The sequence below is a fragment of the Micromonospora sp. NPDC000442 genome (genome assembly GCF_042898635.1).
Lineage (GTDB): Bacteria > Actinomycetota > Actinomycetes > Mycobacteriales > Micromonosporaceae > Micromonospora.
In genome coordinates this window covers 21,982-40,174 of record NZ_JBIAYZ010000013.1, presented here as the reverse complement: position 1 = coordinate 40,174, position 18,193 = coordinate 21,982, and the positions used below count along the sequence as shown (strand labels likewise).

At 69.2% G+C, this 18,193-nt stretch carries 18 protein-coding genes and 1 pseudogene; 13 read left to right on the top strand and 6 right to left on the bottom strand.

Going from position 1 to position 18,193, the window contains the following annotated elements:
* Positions 1-399 precede the first annotated feature (399 nt).
* Positions 400-816, bottom strand: coding sequence for a PIN domain nuclease (locus tag ACFY2A_RS20835; protein WP_387173783.1), 417 nt, complete (start codon positions 814-816; stop codon positions 400-402).
* A complete protein-coding gene (locus ACFY2A_RS20830; protein WP_387173781.1) occupies positions 807-1,031 on the bottom strand; it encodes a hypothetical protein in 225 nt (74 codons plus the stop codon). The genes ACFY2A_RS20835 and ACFY2A_RS20830 overlap by 10 nt, the downstream gene beginning before the upstream one ends.
* 1,343 nt (positions 1,032-2,374) lie before the next feature.
* On the opposite strand from ACFY2A_RS20830, the gene ACFY2A_RS20825 reads away from it, so the two are divergent.
* The 13 genes from ACFY2A_RS20825 (at position 2,375) to ACFY2A_RS20765 (ending at position 14,529) form a co-directional block, all read left to right on the top strand.
* Complete coding sequence (locus tag ACFY2A_RS20825; RefSeq protein ID WP_387173779.1) at positions 2,375-4,411, top strand: AAA family ATPase; 2,037 nt, start codon at positions 2,375-2,377, stop codon at positions 4,409-4,411.
* A gap of 88 nt (positions 4,412-4,499) precedes the next feature.
* On the top strand, positions 4,500-4,955 hold the full coding sequence (locus tag ACFY2A_RS20820) for an SRPBCC family protein (protein WP_387173777.1): 456 nt from the start codon (positions 4,500-4,502) through the stop codon (positions 4,953-4,955).
* A gap of 12 nt (positions 4,956-4,967) precedes the next feature.
* On the top strand, positions 4,968-5,180 hold the full coding sequence (locus ACFY2A_RS20815; protein ID WP_387173775.1) for a hypothetical protein: 213 nt from the start codon (positions 4,968-4,970) through the stop codon (positions 5,178-5,180).
* Positions 5,181-5,389: 209 nt separating this feature from the next.
* Positions 5,390-5,839, top strand: a complete 450-nt coding sequence (locus tag ACFY2A_RS20810) for an SRPBCC family protein (RefSeq protein ID WP_387173773.1) — start codon at positions 5,390-5,392, stop codon at positions 5,837-5,839.
* Positions 5,840-5,851: 12 nt separating this feature from the next.
* Positions 5,852-6,049: a hypothetical protein gene (locus ACFY2A_RS20805; protein ID WP_387173771.1), complete on the top strand. Its 198-nt coding sequence runs from the start codon at positions 5,852-5,854 to the stop codon at positions 6,047-6,049.
* Positions 6,050-6,134: 85 nt separating this feature from the next.
* On the top strand, positions 6,135-7,991 hold the full coding sequence (locus ACFY2A_RS20800; RefSeq protein WP_387173769.1) for a multicopper oxidase family protein: 1,857 nt from the start codon (positions 6,135-6,137) through the stop codon (positions 7,989-7,991).
* 29 nt (positions 7,992-8,020) lie between these two features.
* Complete coding sequence (locus ACFY2A_RS20795) at positions 8,021-9,205, top strand: MFS transporter (RefSeq protein WP_387173767.1); 1,185 nt, start codon at positions 8,021-8,023, stop codon at positions 9,203-9,205.
* Between the two features lie 25 nt (positions 9,206-9,230).
* Positions 9,231-9,644: a Dabb family protein gene (locus tag ACFY2A_RS20790; protein ID WP_387173765.1), complete on the top strand. Its 414-nt coding sequence runs from the start codon at positions 9,231-9,233 to the stop codon at positions 9,642-9,644.
* A 77-nt stretch (positions 9,645-9,721) separates the two neighbouring features.
* Positions 9,722-10,255, top strand: a complete 534-nt coding sequence (locus tag ACFY2A_RS20785) for an NAD(P)-binding protein (protein ID WP_387173763.1) — start codon at positions 9,722-9,724, stop codon at positions 10,253-10,255.
* Between the two features lie 10 nt (positions 10,256-10,265).
* Entirely contained in the window at positions 10,266-10,829 is a 564-nt protein-coding gene (locus ACFY2A_RS20780) for an alpha/beta fold hydrolase (protein ID WP_387173950.1), read from the top strand.
* Positions 10,830-11,184: 355 nt separating this feature from the next.
* Positions 11,185-11,676, top strand: coding sequence for an Imm7 family immunity protein (locus ACFY2A_RS20775; RefSeq protein WP_387173761.1), 492 nt, complete (start codon positions 11,185-11,187; stop codon positions 11,674-11,676).
* Between the two features lie 721 nt (positions 11,677-12,397).
* Positions 12,398-13,081: a response regulator transcription factor gene (locus ACFY2A_RS20770; RefSeq protein ID WP_387173759.1), complete on the top strand. Its 684-nt coding sequence runs from the start codon at positions 12,398-12,400 to the stop codon at positions 13,079-13,081.
* Complete coding sequence (locus tag ACFY2A_RS20765) at positions 13,078-14,529, top strand: ATP-binding protein (protein WP_387173757.1); 1,452 nt, start codon at positions 13,078-13,080, stop codon at positions 14,527-14,529. The genes ACFY2A_RS20770 and ACFY2A_RS20765 overlap by 4 nt, the downstream gene beginning before the upstream one ends.
* A 77-nt stretch (positions 14,530-14,606) precedes the next feature.
* Here the strand turns inward: ACFY2A_RS20765 and ACFY2A_RS20760 are convergent.
* The 4 genes and pseudogenes from ACFY2A_RS20760 to ACFY2A_RS20745 all read right to left on the bottom strand — a co-directional run.
* Positions 14,607-14,930: pseudogene (locus tag ACFY2A_RS20760) on the bottom strand (MMPL family transporter); the annotation flags it as partial.
* The gene (locus tag ACFY2A_RS20755) at positions 14,845-15,630 is read right to left on the bottom strand and encodes a DedA family protein (protein ID WP_387173755.1); all 786 of its coding nucleotides are present in this window, start codon (positions 15,628-15,630) and stop codon (positions 14,845-14,847) included. The gene ACFY2A_RS20755 and the pseudogene ACFY2A_RS20760, both read right to left, overlap by 86 nt.
* A complete protein-coding gene (locus tag ACFY2A_RS20750; RefSeq protein ID WP_387173753.1) occupies positions 15,621-16,268 on the bottom strand; it encodes a DUF998 domain-containing protein in 648 nt (215 codons plus the stop codon). Before ACFY2A_RS20750 ends, ACFY2A_RS20755 begins: the two co-directional genes overlap by 10 nt.
* Entirely contained in the window at positions 16,265-18,043 is a 1,779-nt protein-coding gene (locus tag ACFY2A_RS20745; RefSeq protein ID WP_387173751.1) for a glycosyltransferase, read from the bottom strand. Before ACFY2A_RS20745 ends, ACFY2A_RS20750 begins: the two co-directional genes overlap by 4 nt.
* Between the last annotated feature and the right edge of the window lie 150 nt (positions 18,044-18,193).

Here is an 18,193-nt window from a genome sequence, read left to right as displayed (position 1 = left end):
CATCCACCGCCCTGACACGCTCCTGCTGAGCTAGCGAAACGATGGGCGAGTGGGTTGGCCGGGAAGTCGTGCCACTACGCGTCCGCGCGGTCTGTCCACCGAAGCAGGTGTCGGCGCGGACGCGTTGCCGGTACCGGCGCCGAACGGATCATCAAGATCACCGCAGCAACCCCAGGCACGGCCGGTGCGCCCGCCGCCGACGCCTCGCCCACGAACGGCGATCGGCCCTATGGATCAGAAGGGTTTGGGGGTTCGACGTGACCTGCGGCCTTGCGGCCTGCTTGCACTTCGTTGGGGCCGGAGCACCTGTTTTCGGTTTCGTCGGTACCGGGGTGCCGGCTTTGGGGCCGCGGTCGGGCCGGTTCTTACGGGCGCTGGCTTTGACTTTGCGGGTGCGGCTCAACTGGGCAGGGTTTCGATCGGCTGGCCGGTGAGCGTGGCGATGAGGTCGAAATCCTTGTCGACGGCCAGGACGGTCAGTCCGGTCTTTTCGGCGGTTGCGGCGATCAGCAGGTCGGGGATTGACGGGGCACGGTGTTGGTCGCGGTCGGCGAGCAGCATCTGAACTTCCAGTGCCCGGTCTTCGATTGCGGGTGTGAGGTGTTCGACCGGCATCAGTGACAGCGGTGGGGCAGCGAACTGTCGGCGTCCCGCTTCTCCGGAGCGCACGGAGTAGCCGAGTTCGAGGCGCGTGATGGTGGAGAGGCGGACGAGTCCTCGGCTGATGCGCGCGCTCCACTCGTCGCGGTTAGCCGTTCGACCGAGCTGGAGGCGTACGTACGCGGACTTGTCGATCAGCCAGTTCGTCACCGCCACGCGGCCTCCATGACTGTGGGGTCGGCGAGGTCGGGGAAGGCCTCTGCGGACCGTTGCCAGTCTTCGGCGGTAATCGTCCGGTCGCCAGCGGGGCTGATGTTCTCCTCGAACTTGCGGCGTAGGTACTCATTGCGGGACAGCCCGAGGTCGGCGGCTGCGGCGTCGATGCGGTCCACGGCTTCTTGACTGAGATCACGGACGAGGATGTTGGGCATGTAGCACCTCCCTTGCGGTCTGATATCACGATATCATGCCGGCGATGACGTGAACGCGGGTCCGGAGCGGTTGCCGCACATGCCTCGTTGGTCTACAGACGGGTCGAGCGGCCCCGGCTGGCGCGAGCCCACGGTCACCTGCCGTGATGGTGCTCCGTTGGTGCTCGGATGTCCGGTACTTGATCGGCACGAACTGATCGGAATCGGCAACGGACGCCTCGCTCACCCGACCATTTTACGCCTGATCTTGACCCTTCATCCGATGTAGCGCCCAGACCAGCAGATACTCAGCCGCTTGTTTTGGCACGCAGCACCACTCGGCGGCACACATGAAGCGGCGGTTACGCAGCGTGGAGAGCATCTGGTGGGTTCGGACTACGGATCAGAAGGTTAGGGGTTCAAGTCCCTTCGGACGCGCCACACGATCAAGGCCGTGAACAGCGAAAACGTTGGTTGCGGCCTTGGCGCTTTCCCGGCATGTGTCGTGTTCTTCCACCATGTGGGAACTTGGTGCTCCGTTGGTGCTCCGATGTCTGTGCGCCGTCTGAGGGGCGGTTCGTGCGCGTGGGTGTTGGCCGGTGCGGTTGCGTGCCGCCCCGTCTGGATCGTGGCTGAGGTGTCCGTCGGCCGATCGTGAACGAGTGTCCACTGTGATTGATCGTGTGGATCTTAGTGGTGGGGGTTACTGCGGGTGTCGCGGTCGATGCTGAGCTGGGTCGGTGCCGTGGCGTGGGCGGGGCGGCACGGCGGGCTTGGGGCGGGTGGTAGGTGGTGACGATCGTGTCGTCCGCGCATCTGATTGCGGCGCGGCTGATCTGGTTGGCGTGGTGAGGAAGAGGCATCCGATCGAGAAGGGTTGAACTGTGGCGCGGGCAGCCGGAGCCGACCCGCGTCACGGCGAGCGGGTTGCTTGATCGAGGCCCCGCGTGCGGTGACTGCGGCACGCGACACGGCGCGGACCGTAAGAGTCGGTCGGGCCAACGCCCCGGGTCGCCGGCCGGCGCGGCACCGAGTCGGCCAGCGGCCTACCCGCGAACGCTGTCCGCGTTGCCACCAGCTCATGGCGGCGTTCGACCGCGCACGCTCATGCCGATGAGCGGATGTCTCGATGCCGGCGCAGGGTGCGATGATCAACGCGGCGATAGCCGGATCAGCGGAGACAACACGCAGGGAGTATGCGCATGAATCGGCCGTGGCCATTTCAAGGGATCGTGATGCAGGACCCAAGGCGAACTGAACCGCTGCGGGAAATGCGCGGTGACGTACTCGATGCGGGCCAGCTTGGTATCGGGCGAGTGGGGCATGCTGGATTCGACGATTCAGCTCCATGAGGAGATGTGACGGTGAGTATCGATTCACGGCGGGAGGTCGCGCCGAGCCGGTCCCTGGGTGAGCGGTTGCGGCTGGCGCGTGCCCGCGCCTTCGTCGGTCGGGAGGAGCAGGTGGCCGCGTTCAGCGCCGCGCTCCGCAACGACCCGACCGCCGCGCTCGTCTTCTATCTGCACGGTCCCGGCGGGGTCGGCAAGTCGACGCTGGTCCGACACCTGGCGGACGAGGCGCGGCACGCGAACCGCCTGATCACCGAGCTGGACGGCCGGTTCGTCGGCCGTTCGCCGGACGACTTCGAGCAGGCCGCCCACGCGTTGTTCGACCGGCCCGACGCGGTGTTGGTGGTCGACTCGTTCGAGCACTGCCAGTGGCTGGAGACGTGGCTGTGGCAGCGTTTCCTGCCGCGGATCGCCGATGGCGCGCTGGTGGTGCTGGCCGGTCGGCAGGCGCCGGCGATCGAGTGGGCGGCGGATCCCGGATGGGCGGCCGCGCTGCACGTCGCTGAGCTGGGGCCGCTGAGTGAGGAGCAGGCGCGGCGGTTGCTGGCCGCCAACGGCGTACAGCCGGAGAACACCGACGCGCTCCTGCGGTTCGCCGGCGGTAACCCACTGGCTCTGTCCCTGGCCGCGGCGGTCGATTCGGCGAGCCCCGGTTCGGCACAGGAGTGGTCCCCGTCGGCCGAAACCTTGGGTACGTTGATCGTCGGCCTGATCGGTGAGGTGCCGTCACCGGATCACCGGCGGGCGCTTGAGGTGGCTGCGCAGGCGTACAACACCACCGAGCAGCTGCTGCAGGCGGCGCTGCCCGAGCTGGACGCCCATGAGCTGTTCGCCTGGCTGCGCGGCCTGCCGTTCATGGAGAGCACCGCGCACGGCTGCTATCCGCACGACGCGGTCCGGGAGTCGGTGGTGGCCGACTTGCGGTGGCGGGCGCCCGAGGCGTTCCAGGCCATGAAGCGCCGGCTGTCCGCCGAATATCTGCGCCAGATCCGGGAGCTGCCGGAGCAGCAGGCGCTCGGTGTCATGAGCCAGCTGTATTACCTGTTCCGCGACCAGAAGAACATCCGGGACGTGTTCCGGTGGGGACGTACCGGTCAGGTGCAGGACGACCCGCTGCGCCCGGAGGACGTCGAGACGGTGATACGAATGGCCGCCGGCACGGAGGGGCCGGAGTCGGCCGAGCTTGTACGGTACTGGATCGGCAAGCAGCCGGCGGGCTTCAGCGTCTACCGCTCGATCGACACCGGAGAAGTGGTGGCGTTCGGTGGGCGGATCGACCTGCCGGCGCCGCCGGATCCGGAGGACATCGCGGTCGACCCGGTCGTCGCGGCGGCCTGGGAACACTGTCTCAGCACGACGCCGCCCGCACCGGACGAGTACATCACGATCACCCGGTTCCTGATCTACCCGGAGGCGTACCAGGTCCCGTCACCGGTGACTAACCTGCATCACTCCCGGGTGCAGGCGACGGCGGCACGTAGCCGTGGCATGGCGCAGGGGATGATCGTGCTGCATGACACGGAGCTGTGGGCCCGGCTGCTGCGGGGAGCTCTCACGGACGTCGGCGTGCGGCCACGTGTGGGAGACCGGACGTACGGGCTGTTCGTCACGGACTGGCGGCAGGTGCCGTTCGAGATGTGGCTCGACAACATCCTCGCCGCGACCGATGTGCCCGTGGCAACGACGCAGACCGCCCGGGCCGATTTCGACCAGTCGGTTCGCGAGACCCTGCAGAACTGGCGTTCACGGCGCGCGTTCGCGCTCAGTGACCTGCTCACGTCGAGGTTGGTGGCCGACGCCGACGACCCGGTTGCCGAGCTGCGTGCGCTGATGCAACGAACCGTCGACGAGATCGGCCAGGACGCCAGAACGATCAAGGCGCGGGAAGCGCTCGTGGCGACGTATTTCTCCGGCGCGCCGACCCAGGAGGCGGCCGCCCGCCGTGCCGGGATGTCGTTCAGCACCTATCGGAGGCACCTGCGCCAGGGCATCGACATGGTGTGCTCGGCGCTGTGGGACCTGCAGCTGCGCGGCCGGAGCGACCAGGGCTGAACACCGATGGACAACAGTTGACCATGCGGTTGGCAGGTGCGATTCGCGACGGTGGGAGCGAACTGGCCACTGAACAAGGAGATATGACATGGCTGTCACTGGTATCGACGAGTACGCGGCCGTCGTGGCACGTCACGAGGTGCGCATCGGTGCCCCGATCGGCCGTGTCTGGGCGCTGCACACCGATGTGAACCGATGGACCACCTGGCAGAACGACATTGACAGGGCGTACGCCGACGGGCCGTTACAGCTCGGCTCGGTCTTCCACTGGAACACCGCCGGTTTGCAGATCTCCTCCACGGTCTACGCGATCGAGGCGCCGCGCCGGATCCTCTGGGGTGGCCCGGCTCAGGGCATCGTCGGCATCCACGAGTGGACCTTCACCGGGGACGGTGATGCGACTGTCGTGACCACCGCCGAGTCCTGGGAGGGCCGGCAGGTCCGTGCCGACACCGAGAACCTGCGGCAGGCCCTCGACGCCTCGCTGATCTCCTGGCTGCGCCTGCTCCGTGAGACCGCGGAGAAGCCCGCCGGGAGGTCCTAAAGGCATCAGCACGTGCGTCTCCCGCTGCCACAGCGCGGCGCACAGGGCGTCGATGCCCTGGCGCAGGTGCCGGCGGTAGGTGCTGAACGACATGCCGGCCCGGCGGGCGGCGGCTTCCTGGGTCGGCGCACCGGAGAAGCGATCCTGCTGTTCATCGGCTTGGGCGCCGCGATGGCGCTGAGCTCCATGATCGCCACCCGAATCCGGGCCATGAATCCTCGCTGACCGACACAGACGCCGATGCCCATCCCAGCCGGGGGTGGGCATCGGCGTTTTTGCTGCGGCGTGCGGTGAGCAGGACTGAACAGTGCTGAGCAGTCGATGACCACGCGACTGAGCAGCTACTCCGCCCAGAGTTCCTCTTGCGCCGGTGATGACCGGCTCGGACAGGCGGATTCGAACAAATCTCCGCCTCAACGATCGGGAGGATCGGCATGACCATCACCGAAGTCGACAAGAACGCGGCCGTCGTCGTTCAGCACGAGATCCGCATCGAGGCCCCCATCGACCGCGTGTGGGCGCTGCACACCGACGTCAACGGCTGGACCGGCTGGCAAACCGATGTCGACACCGCGTACGTCGAGGGCCCGCTGCAGGCAGGCACCACGTTCCACTGGACCACCGCCGGCCTGTCGATCGCCTCGACTGTCTACGCGATCGACGCGCCCTACCGCATCCTCTGGGGCGGCCCCGCTCAAGGCATCACCGGCATCCACGAGTGGACGTTCACCGCTGACGGCGACGCCACCGTCGTGCGCACCGCGGAGTCCTGGGACGGCAACCCGGTCCGCGCCGACACCCAGAACCTGCGCCAGGCGCTCGACTACTCGATCGTCTCCTGGCTCGAGCTGCTGCGCAAAACCGCCGAGAACAACGCCTCCTGAAAGGAGCTCCACATGTCCACCGACACCGTCACCGCGTCCAACCTGCAGGACCTCGCGCCGCAGCGGAACAAGAGGCGCAAGACGCGCCGCCGGGTCGCCAAGGGTCTGGCCTACGTCTCGCTGGCCATCACCGCAGTCCTCGTCCTGTCCGAGCCCTGGCTACTGCTGCCGCTGGTCATGTTCGTGGCCGCGCTGAGCCTCTGGGACTGACCCACAGACCGGTGGGACGGCCGGCTTCCCCCGCCGGCCGTTCCACCCCCGACCCGAACCCACCACGACAGTGTGAGGAGAAACCGTGGCAGAGCCGCTGTTCATCACTGACCTGCTGCTCGCGGCTTTCGCCGCGGTCAGCGCGATACCCCTGGGCCTGCGGGCCGCCCGCGGTCGCTCACTGCAATGGCCGCTGATCATCACCGCGCTGCTGGTCACCGGCCGCGTGGTCGTGACGGCTCTGCTCACCCTCGTGAATTGGCAGCTGGTCACGGACCGCCTCGCGGTCGGCTTACCGGTGGCCGTCGTACCTCTGGCGGTGACGGTCGCCGTGACGGCCCGCCCCGTCGTCGCCCGCGTCGCCGCCCAGATGGTCGCTGTCGGTGTCGTCGTCTCCGGCTATCTGGCCTGGGTACCGCAGGACCCGGCGGACCGTCCCCTCGCGATCGCCGTGGTGCTGATCATCATGGGTGTCACCGGCGTGGTCGCGTCCGCGCTACTGCGCCGCCGTGACGCCGGCTCGTCTGCCGCACGCCTGCCGTGGCTCACCGGCCTGACCACACTCGTATTGGTCGCCGCGATCATGGTGCTCTACGTGCAGAACCAGGCACCGGCCACCGCTGCCGGCCACGAGCACCACGGCATCGACATCGCCACCCTGACAGGTCCTCGCCAGGGCGTTCCGGACGTCCGATACACCCTCACCGCAGCGCACGGAAAGATCAAACTCAGCTCGGGTGCGACCATCGACGGTCTCACCTTCAACGGGAGCTCACCCGGCCCGACGCTGCATGCCCGGCAGGGCCAGCTCGTCGAGGTCACCCTGGTCAACACCGACGTGACCGAAGGCGTCACCGTTCACTGGCACGGCGTCGATGTGCCCAACGCCGAAGACGGCGTACCCGGACTCACCCAGGACGCCGTGGCGCCTGGAGGCCGGCACGTCTACCGCTTCGTGCCGAACCGGCCCGGCACTTTCTGGTATCACACCCACCGCGACTCCACCGAGACCGTCGCCCGGGGTCTGTTCGGCGCCCTTCTGATTGATCCGCCCGCCGCGGAAAAGGCTTACGACAGCACCCTGTTCACGCACCAGTGGCCCGCTGGCGAGGACCTCGTCAGCGCGCTCGGCACCGCGGACATCGCGTCCACCGACCACGTCGAGCCGGGCACACCGGTCCGGCTGCGCCTGATCAACAGCTCGCAGGATCCGCAGCGCATCCAGATCACCGGCGTCGAGCACCGCGTCACCGCCATCGACGGGAACGCGATCCACGAACCCGGCCCGCTGCCCGGTGGGGGAGTCCTTTTGCTGGCCGCCGGTGGCCGCTACGACGTCGGCTTCCCGATGCCCGGCTCTGCGGTGACCGTCAGCATGCACACCGACGGGTCCGCGACGACGCCGATGCGAACCCTGACGCCGGACGGGCACAGCGCCGGCAGCACGCCACCGACCGGCGACGGCCCACTGTTCGACCCGGCCCACTACGGCACCCCGGACCCCGCCACCGCGGCGCCTCCCACCCGTACCGAAGAAATTGTGCTTGACAATGGTTTCGGCTTTGCCAACGGCAGCTTAACCTGGGCGAACACCGTCAACGGCGCCTCCGCGCCGGCCATCCCGACCGTCATGGTCGACCTCGGCGACACCGTCCGGATGCGCATCACCAACCGCGGCATCATCGACCACCCCATGCACCTGCACGGCCACCGCGTCCGCGTCCTGACGCGCAACAACGTGGCAGTCGACGGCAGTCCGTGGTGGACCGACACCCTCAACGTCGCGCCCGGCGAGACCTACGAGATCACCTTCATCGCCGACAACCCCGGCATCTGGATGGACCACTGCCACAACTTCGAGCACGCCGCCGGCGGCATGCTCTGGCACCTCGCCTACACCGGCGTCGCCGGCCCCGCCCACCCGATCCACGGCTCCGAATGAGCCGGCCGGCACCCCTCGGAGACGAACTCGTGACCACCACCGCGACCCGGCCGCCGCAACCGGCCACCACCGCACGCGCCACCATCCTGGCCTCGGCCAGCCTGACCATCATGGGTGCGGCGATCATCGCCCCCAGCCTGCCCGCGATGACCGCCGCCTACGCCGGAACCCCCGCCGCCGACGTCCTGGTCCGGCTCACCCTCACCGTGACCTCGCTGGCGATCGCCGTCACCGCCCCGGTGGCGGGCATACTCGCCGACCGGATCGGACGCCGCCCGCTGCTGCTCACCTCGCTGGCGCTGTACGCCCTCGCCGGCACCGCCGGCTTCCTGATCACGAACCTCGGCGTCCTGATCGCCAGCCGCGCCCTGCTCGGCGCCGCGGTGGGCGGGGTGATGACCGCGGTCAGCACCGTCATCGCCGACTGGTTCGACGGACCCGCCCGGGCGCGGTTCCTCGGATTACAGCAAGCCTCCGCGAGCCTCGGCGGCGTGGTGTTCCTGCCCCTGGCCGGCGTGCTGGCCGTCATCTCCTGGCGCGCACCGTTCCTGCTCTACGCGGTCGCCGCCCTGATCCTGCCGGCCGCCGCCCTCTTCCTGCGAGAGTCCGCACGGCGTACCGGCGAAGCCGACCCGGGCACGCCGGCGACAGCCACGACCTCCGGCGCCCGCCGGGAGATCATCGGCGTGTACGCCCTGGCCGCGGCCGCCACGGTCATCTTCTACATGGCACCCACCCAGCTGCCGTTCTGGCTCACCAGCTTTCACACCGGCACCGCCATGACCGGCGTGGTGATCGCCGGCAGCACCCTGACCGGCATCGCCGGCGCACTGGCCTTCCCCCGACTGCGGCAGCGCCTGCACCCGGCCACCATCACCGCCCTGAGCATCGCGTTGCTCGGTGCCGGCTGGGCGGTCGCCGGCACCGCCACCATGCTGGTGCAACTCGCCGCCGGCGTACTCATCGGCGGGATCGGCGTCGGCTTGGTGGTGCCCAACCTCAACACCCGCCTCGCCGAGATCGCGTCCCCCGCTCAGCGGGGACGCGTCCTGGGCGGCCTGGTCATGGCGATCTTCCTCGGCCAATTCCTGTCACCGCTGCTCATGCAGCCGGTCGTCGACGCCCTCGGCATCGCCACGACCTTCACAGTCTCCGGCGCAGTCCTGCTCGCCGGTTCCGCAACAACCCTCGCCGTCCGGAATTTCCGGCGCTGAGAGACCACATCGAAGGAGAAGAAAGATGATCTACCACGGCAACCGTTTCAAGATCAAGGAAGGCGTCACGTCGGAGCAGCTCGAGGTCGCGCTGGAGAGCCTGCGCAACCAGGGCCGGGTCATCCCGTCGGTGAAATCGTTCGTCGTCGGCCCCGACTTCGGTGGCGAGTTCGAGTGGGGCGCGGTCTTCGTGATCGAAGACCTGGACGGCTACTGGGAGTACCTGACCCACCCGGCGCACAGCAACACCGACCGGGTCGGCCTGCCCCTGGTGGAGAAGTTCGACTCGTTCGACATCACCGACGACCCGGACCCGGAGATGGGCGCCAAGATCGCCGCCCTGCACAAGAAGCGCTACGAGAACGACGCCGAGCTGACCAAACTCGTCGCCGACCTGCCCGAGTACTCCGGCAGCAGCGCCCCCGGCTCGACCAACTGAAGTCCCGTGATTCGGTCCAGGTCCGGCGCGCCCATCGCGCCGGACCTGGATCGCGCTCATAGCCAGAGAGGAATCCGATGACCTCGCCACAGACCTCCGAGCACCTCGGCCGCGACCACTACGAGGCCCTGGTGCTCGGCAGCGGATTCGGCGGAGCCGTCGCCGCCTGCCGCCTCGCGCAAGCCGGCATCGACGTGGCGATCATCGAGCGCGGCCGCCGCTGGCGGCCCGGTGACTTCCCCCGCGACCTGTCCCGCCTCGACGCCGGCTGGCTGTGGATGTGCGGACACGGCCTCTACGACCCGCTGCCGCTCAACGACATCCTCGCCGTCCGTGCTGCTGGCTACGGCGGTGGCTCCCTGGTCTACGCGAACCTCGCCATGCGGGCACCGGCGGAGGTCTTCGACGAGCACTGGCCCGCTCCGTACACCCGACAGCTGCTCGACCCGTACTACGACCTCGCCTCGCACATGCTCGACGTCCGACCGGTCCCCGCCGACCCGCGCACCGGCGAACTCCCTCCGAAGACGCGCCTGATGGCACGGGCGGCCGACTGTCTGGGCCACACCGACGGCTTCTTCCACCCCAACTCGCCGTCACGCGGAGGATGATGGGCGGCCTCTGGTTCTGCTTGGCGCCAGTGTCGGTGGGATGCTGGCCTACGAGGTCGCCGCCCGCACCGACGTGGCGTCTGCGGTGCTGGCCACCTGCCTGCTGGACCCCTCCGATCCCGCAGCGCTTAAGGCTGGGGTCCGTTTCGGTTTCCTGGGGCCGGTGGCCCCGACGCTGCTGCGCATCGGCTCCCGGCTGGCCGGACGCCTTCGGGCGCTGATCAGGTGGGCGGTCACCCTCGACGCCATGAGCCGCGACCCGAACCTCTCCAGGCTGTGTGCGACCGATCCGCGCGGCGGCGGGACGAAGGTGCCGCTGGGCTGGATGTCGAGTTTCTTGCAGCACGTGCCACCGGCGCCGGAGACGTTCACCGGCACCGCAGTCACCCTCGTGCATCCCGAATTGGACACTTGGACCCCGCCAGAGCTGAGCCTGCGCTTCCTGGAGCGCATCGCCGCGCCGACGCGGTCGGTGCTGCTCACCAACTGCGGCCACTTCCCGATTGAACAGCCCGGTGTGAACCAACTGGAGGAGACCCTGCTCGACGCGATCAGCGCCGTGGCCAATCGGTAAGAACGAGGCTTGTGCCTCGACGTGCCCATCAGACTCCCGTACAGGCATATCTATATAGGCGGTGTCGGCTCATCATCGGTACGGCCACACCCACGGGCACCCGCCGGTCAAGACGACCAGCCCGGTTCGCTCATCTGGTAGCCGCGACGAGCCCATCGGGCGGGGGATCGGCGGTCTAGCATCGAGCGGTGGATTCGTCCCTTGACACCTTGCCGACCGCGCACGCCTCTACGGACTTTCAAGACTTGATCGAGTGCACTGTCATAGCCGCCGTCCCGGCGTCGTACGGGAACGGTGGCGAGGCGCGGTCGTGCCGAGGGAGTGTGTCGATTTCGGCTCTGTCTCACATTCGGTGGTGACCGAGGGTGCAGTGATCAGGAAGCTACGCGAATACGGTGTCCGGTACGGCGTCGAGCCCGTCTTCACATCAGACCGCTCGGAGGGTGACGTGTACGAGTTCCATGGTTGGTTCTGCCTCTCGCAGACCACCGAGGAGTCGGACAGTGGTCAACTCGACGCCATCATCGATGAGCTGAACGAACTGGTGGTCGGGTTGGACTTCCCAACGAACGTCTCGGCGGAGGTGACCGTACTCAACGGGGAGTACTACCTGCTCCTGCATGGGGTGGCCAATCGACGTCGGGACGAGGCGGTGGGGATGCGCCAGGTGCTCCAGTTCGTCGCACGACGGCTGCCGGGGTCCTACGGCCTCCTCTACGAGAAAGACGAGGAGATGCCCGTCCCGCCCGGTCCGAACGCGTTCCGGGTGCACGTCATGGCGCGGGGTGAGATCACCGAACGCCTCGATCCGTTCCTGTCACCGATCCGTCCCGTTGTCGAGGACTGATCGCCGGGCTGATCGCGGTGCGCCTCATGAGCCTCGATCCACCGACCCGGTGGGCGGGATCCATCCTTGATCATTTCGACCCGGTGTGAGTCGGTGGGTGTGCGGTAACCGCCGATCGGTGGTCGGCTTGCTCCCGTTGCGGCGACGGGGAAGGTGTTCGTGTGCTGCTCCGATGGTGCTCGGATGTTCGGCACCCGATCAGCACGGACGCGACTGTTCCAGCATCGCAGCAGTTTCACCGCCCGCGGCCGCGGCGGCCCGTTGAGGGCGACGCCTGGACCAGCAGAAACGAAACACCGCCCGTCTGGACGGAGGTGGCTGAACCAGTACGTTACCTACGGATCAGAAGGTTAGGGGTTCGAGTCCCTTCGGGCGTGCAAGATCATAAGGGGTTCGGGCGGCGGGAACGCGGCTCGGACCTTTTCTGTTGTCCACCTCTGTGGACGGTGGGTGTGACGTGGGTGCCACTCGGGTGTCATCACGTTCTGTGACCGTACGTCCTGTGGTGGCTGCTTGACCTGCGGCTTCTTTCGCTTCGCGGATGCCTTGGAGGTCGGAGTACGTGCCGCTGGTCGGGGCTGGGGTCGGTTGGGCGGCCGTTTTTGCGGGTCTTGTCTCGGGTGCGGTGTGCGGCTATGAAGCGCTAATCCTGGTCTCAGCTTGGTCGGGGACCATGAGCAGCAAGGCATCGACTGGAAGGGGGCGGGCCGGCGTGCGGATCATGATCGCGGATGATGACGCGGCCATCCGTGAGTCGTTGGAGCGGGTGCTCCAGGTCGAGGGTTACGACACCAGCACCGTCGCCAACGGTCTCGCCGTGCTCGACGAGGTCGGTGGGGTCGGCGGTGAAACGCTGGATCTGCTGATCCTCGACGTGATGATGCCCCGCCTCGGCGGGTTGGAGACCTGCCGGCGGTTGCGGGCTGCGGGTCGGGATCTGCCGGTGCTGATGCTGACCGCCCGTGACCAGGTCTCCGACCGGGTTGCGGGGCTGGACGCGGGCGCCGACGACTACCTGCCCAAGCCGTTCGCCACTGAGGAGTTGCTGGCCCGGGTGCGGGCCCTGCTGCGCCGGCGCACGCCGGGCGACGGTGAGTCGCAGATCCTGTCGTTCGCCGATGTCCGGCTCGATCCCGACAGGTTCGAGGCGTGGCGGGGCAGGCGGTCGCTGCGCCTGACCCGGACCGAGTTCTCCCTGCTGGAGGTCCTCATGCGCAACGCGACTCGGGTGTTGACCCGCGACGCGCTGTTCGAGGCGATCTGGGGCTTCGACATGAGCGCCACCGCCAACAACCTCCAGGTTTATGTCAGCTACCTGCGGCGCAAGTTGGAGGCCGAGGGTGAGCCACGATTGATCTACACGCTGCGCGGCCTGGGTTACACGTTGCGGGAGACTCCTCCGTGAGCAGGGCCGCCGGCCGGGAGCCGCGCCGGTTGACCCGATGGTGGCGCCGGCGGTCGCTGCGGACCAGGCTGACGGTGATCGCGGCGACGGCCATCGCCGTCAGCGTGTTCATGGCCTTTCAGGTATCCAGTGAGCTGCTGGACTGGCAGCTGCGGGACACCGCTGAGAATCAGCTGCGCGCCGACTCCCGCGTCCTGGCGGCGACCGCGGAGCGCGCCGGTCTGGCGCAGGTTCCGCTACCGCCGTATCCCGGATCCGGTCCGCTGGTGCGGGTCATCCTGTCCGACGGCTCGACCCGGACGCCGGCCGGCCAACCCGCGCTGCCCCCGGTCAGCGAGCACGCCGGGCACGTGGCGCAGGGCGGCTTGGCCGACCTGACGGAGTCGAACGACAGCGACGAGGACGGGTACGTCATCTACACGCTCCGGGCGGGCGACGGCGCGGTCCAGGTGGCCCGCGTCGTTGACGACAGCCCGGTCAACCAGTTCGGGTTCGGGATGCTGCTGATCGGGCTGCTCTGCGTGGTCGGTGGTGCCCTTGTCGGGCGGACCGTGGCGCGGACCGGGCTGGCACCGATCGACCGGCTGACCGCCGCCGCGGAACGTGTCGCGCACACCCGGGATCTCGACGCCCACATCCCGGATGAAGGCGGTGGCGAGATCCGGCGGCTGATCCAGTCGATCAACGACATGCTCGCCGCGCTCCGGGACTCCCGGCAGGCCCAGCGGCTGCTCGCCGAGGACGCCGCCCACGAGCTCAAGACCCCGCTCACCAGCCTGCGCCTCAACGTCGAGCTGCTGATCCGGCTCGATCGGCGCGGCACCCTGGACAGCGCACTGCCGGCGGAGAGCCGGACCCGGCTGCTCAACGATCTCGGCGCCCAGGTGGCCGAGTTGAGCACCCTTGCCGCCGAGCTGACCGACCTGGCCCGTGGTGACGTCAGCGACGAAAACACCGAGCTGCTCGACCTCGCCGACGTGGTGGTGGCCGCCGCGACCCGGGCGCGTTCCCGCGTGCCCGACATCGAGATCGCGCTTGACCTCACCTCCTTGTGGGTGAGCGGCCGTCCCGCTGCGCTCCGGCGGGCGGTGCTCAACCTCATCGACAACGCCGGCAAGTGGTCGCCCGTGGACCAGCCGGTCCAGATCCGGCTCCGTGCCGAGGGCGCGTCGGCGGTGCTCGAGGTCGACGACGCCGGGCCGGGCATCGACGCCGCCGACGTACCGCGGGTATTCGACCGGTTCTACCGTGCCGACAGCGCCCGGGCGTTGCCGGGATCCGGTCTCGGGCTGTCGATCGTGCAGCGGGTCGTCGACGCCCACGGCGGCCGGGCGACCGTCGCCCGCTCCGCGCGCGGTGGCGCGTTGCTCCGGGTCGATTTTCCGGCCGCGACGTCGCCCGCCTCGATCGCGCGCCGCGCGGCCGGGGAGGACGGCGCGGTGCGCTGACCCGCCCCCCACCCGGCGGCGTAGGACAAGGGACGGCGGCCCTCAGGCATGGCCCCGCGGCGCTCACTGCCGGGCAGCACCACGAGCACTGCTGGGAACAGTGGCAGCATGGCCACCAGCGCGCACTGGATGCCGGCTGCACCGATCGGGCCCAATCCGCTGGTGCTGTGCAGGTCGGTGACGAGCTGACAGAGCAGGCCGGCGATCACGGTGGCAGCGGACGCGACGATGGTCGTCGCCGCGCCGCGTTCTGGTCGTTGACCGTGATGCCGAAGCCCTTGACGAGCAGGTAGACGATCGCCGGGCTCGTCTGCTTCAGACCGGGATGGTGGACGGCTGATGTGGCGCACCCGGCTGCACCGCAGCGGGGAGCGTGGCAGTTTCAGCGAGGACGACAACATCGCGTTCCTGGACCAAGCCCACCAACGGCTGAACGCGCCGATCGTGCTGGTCTTGGACAACCTGAACACCCACGTCAGCGTGCGGATGCGGACCCTGAGCGCGGTCATCCGGCGCGGTCGCCGCTCGGCGGCGGCGCAACACGTAGCGGACCAGTTCGCCGAGCGCGGTGATGGAAAGTGCGAGACCGAGGCCGACCGTCAGGCCCAGCATCGAGCTGGATTCGAAGGCGGCGCCGCCGAGGTAGCCGATCAGGCCGGAATAGCCGGCCCAGGTGACGGCGGCGATGGCGGTGAACAGGGTGAAGCGGGCAAGCGGGTAGCCGGTGGCACCGCTGGCGGTCACGATCGCGGTGCGGCCGCCGGGGACGAACCGGCCCGCGATGATCAGGGCGCCGCCCCGGCGGTGCAGGTGCGGGGCGATCCTGTCGGCGGCGCGGATCAGGCGGCCGCCCGGACGGCGCCTCCGCAACAAGCGCCCGAAGAGGTAGCCGATGTGATCACCGACGAAGGCGCCCAGCGCGGCGAGCACGATGATCAGCGGAAGCGACGGGATGCCCGACCCGGCGAAGACCGCCGCCGCGATGACGACCGGCTCCGACGGCAGGAACGGCAGGAACGCGTCGAGGATCGCCAGCGCGAGGATCGCCAGATAGATGACCGGAGAGGTCATCGCGTTCTCGATCATGGCCATCAGATCCATCGGGACCGCTCCTCCCCTTCGAGCACCCAGGCGCAGAGCCCGACTACGACGAGCACGAGCGCCAGCAGAACCCGTTCGGCCAGGCCCGCGAACGGGAGAAGGCCTTGGCCGAGCAGCACCGCCGGCCCGTTCATCGCCGCGAACGCGACGCACGCGGCGAACGCGGACCACCCTGCCGCGCGCAGCCAGCGGACCCGGGCCGGGTCGGCACCGCGTCCCGCACGCTTGGCGATGTGCAGGGCGAAGAGCGGTGGCAGTGCCGCCATCAACGCCGCGCCGATGCGATGCAGCCCGGCGGCGACGCCCGGTTCGGTCCCCGGCAGGTTCGTGGGGAACACCACCACCGCAAGCAGGGACACGCACCACACCGACAGCAGCACGGTGAGGGGCCAGGCCGGTGGCAGCACGCGCCGGGCGCCGGCCAGGAGCCATGCGCCGGCTGCCGCGAGCCCGCACGCCGCCAGGGCCAGCAGTACAGCGCCCGGCACGGTCCGGATCGATTCGCTGACCATCTGGTCCACCGGGTCGACGTCGCCGACCAGCAGCAGGCCCGCTCCGGCCGCCGTGCCCAGGCCCAGGCTCAGCTGCACGTTGCGGTACCAGCCGGAGGTGCCCGCCCGGACGATCGTGGCTGTCATGCGGCGACCTCGGTGGGCGCGGGCGCCTCACGGGCCGGCCGGATCCGGTAGAGCTGCTCGAACGCGGACACCGTGCGGGTCTGGTCGTGCTGCTCGGCCACGGCACGAGCCCGGTGCCCCAGCTCTTCCGCGTGCTTCGGGTCGCAGAGCACGGTGAGCAGTCGCTCGGCGAGCACGACAACGTCGCCGGGCGGGAACAGGTAGCCGGTCTCCTCGTCCCGTACGAGGTGGGGCAGGGCTGCGGCATCGGCGCCGATCACGGGCCTTCCGCTGGCCATCGCCTCGAGTGTGACCAGGCTCTGCAGCTCGGCGGTGCCCGCGTTGACGAAGACCGTCGACGCCGCGTACGCGGAGGGGAGGTCCTCGTCAGGGATGAAGCCGGTGAACGTGACATGCCCGGCGACGCCCAGTTCCCCGGCGAGCGACCGCAGCGTCCGGTCCTCGGATCCGGTGCCGACCAGGAGCAACTGGACGTCGAGGGAGCGCCGCACCAGCGCGAACGCCCGCATCACGACGTCGAGGTTCTTCTCGGCGTCGAGCCGGCCCACGTACGTGATGGTGGGCTTGTGCGCGAGGCTGTAGGCCCATCGGAATTCGGCCGCGGGCGCCTGCTCGCGGAAGCGGGCGAGGTCGATGCCGCACGAGATGGGCAGGACCGGCTCGGACACACCGGAGACGACGGCGAGCGCGGCGGCGTACGGGGTCGGGGCCGTGACGATGTCTGCCTTGGCGAACACCCGGGCGGCGTCGCGCCATGCCCACGCGTGCGCCCTCGTCCGGCCAGCGTCGCCGATGGGCAGGTAGTGGATCAGGTTCTCGGGCATGAAGTGGTTGGTGGCGATGACGAACAGGCCGCGCTCGCGCGCCGCGTCGACCAGCGCCCGGCACAGCGGGAAGTGGCTCTGCACGTGCACCACGTCGGGCTGGACCTCGTCGAGGATCCGGCGGGCTGCCGCGCGCAACCCCAGTGGCGGGCAGAACCGGAAACGTGAGTGGCCCGGCACCGGCAAGGACCGCACGCGGTGCTCGACGACGCCGTCGCTGGACATGCCGGCATGGTTGCGGGTGTCCGTCGACGGCGCGACCACGTGCACCTCGTGCCGGGCGGTCAGTGCCACGGCAAGGCGCTGGGCGAAGTAGGACGCCCCGTTGACGTGCGGGGCGTAGGTGTCGGCACCGATGAGGATGCGCATGGGACAACTACCTTTCGTCGGTGGTGTCGCTTTTCGTAGGTGGTATCGCTTCATGACGAGGTGGAAGACAGCGACCGGCACGGCCACGACCGCGGTGAGCAGGAAGATGCCGCCGGGCAGTGCGAGCAGGCCGGACAGCTGGCCGCCGAGCAGAGCACCAAGACCGATCAGCACCAGGCCGCGTACGGCGGCGGTGGCGCCCACCCAGGCGGCGAATCTCCGGTACGGGAGCCCGGCGAGTCCCGCGGACACGAACGCCGGGAGGGCGAAGACGTCGACGAGCTTGGCGGTGATCACCAGCCGAGGCAGTGACATCCTGGCCAGCCGGTCGAGCAGCACCGTCGCCTTGAGCCTGCTCAGCAGGGACGCCACCCAGGGCCGCCGGGCCGACCGGCCGACGAGGTAGAGCAGGCTGTCGCCCACCACCTCGGCCAGCGCGACGATCACCCAGATCGGCCAGAACGCCGCAACGCCGGCGCCGACCAGGGTGCCCGCGGCGATCGTCGCGGCCGGCCCCTCGATGAGCACGAAGAGACCGAGCACCAGGTAGGGGTGCTCGAGCACGGCCTGTGTCAGATCCATGCCGAGAAGCTTCGGCCGAGGGTTCCCGACCGGTCGTCCCTGCGCGGGGCCGACCGATGTAGCTCCGTGGTAGGGAATCCGATCACCGACCAGGGCACCCACCGGCCTGCCAACCGGCCGGCCGGCGCTTGCCCGGGCGGCGCTGCGTTG

Excerpts from the sequence above, each read along its gene's own strand:
- ACFY2A_RS20830 (WP_387173781.1), bottom strand. The coding sequence starts at position 1,031 with ATGCCCAACATCCTCGTCCGTGATCTCAGTCAAGAAGCCGTGGACCGC.
- ACFY2A_RS20810 (WP_387173773.1), top strand. The coding sequence starts at position 5,390 with ATGACCATCACCGAAGTCGACAAGAACGCGGCCGTCGTCGTTCAGCAC.
- ACFY2A_RS20770 (WP_387173759.1), top strand. The coding sequence starts at position 12,398 with ATGATCGCGGATGATGACGCGGCCATCCGTGAGTCGTTGGAGCGGGTG.
- ACFY2A_RS20745 (WP_387173751.1), bottom strand. The coding sequence starts at position 18,043 with ATGGATCTGACACAGGCCGTGCTCGAGCACCCCTACCTGGTGCTCGGT.
- ACFY2A_RS20820 (WP_387173777.1), top strand. The coding sequence starts at position 4,500 with ATGGCTGTCACTGGTATCGACGAGTACGCGGCCGTCGTGGCACGTCAC.
- ACFY2A_RS20790 (WP_387173765.1), top strand. The coding sequence starts at position 9,231 with ATGATCTACCACGGCAACCGTTTCAAGATCAAGGAAGGCGTCACGTCG.
- ACFY2A_RS20785 (WP_387173763.1), top strand. The coding sequence starts at position 9,722 with ATGACCTCGCCACAGACCTCCGAGCACCTCGGCCGCGACCACTACGAG.
- ACFY2A_RS20750 (WP_387173753.1), bottom strand. The coding sequence starts at position 16,268 with ATGACAGCCACGATCGTCCGGGCGGGCACCTCCGGCTGGTACCGCAAC.
- ACFY2A_RS20755 (WP_387173755.1), bottom strand. The coding sequence starts at position 15,630 with ATGGATCTGATGGCCATGATCGAGAACGCGATGACCTCTCCGGTCATC.
- ACFY2A_RS20805 (WP_387173771.1), top strand. The coding sequence starts at position 5,852 with ATGTCCACCGACACCGTCACCGCGTCCAACCTGCAGGACCTCGCGCCG.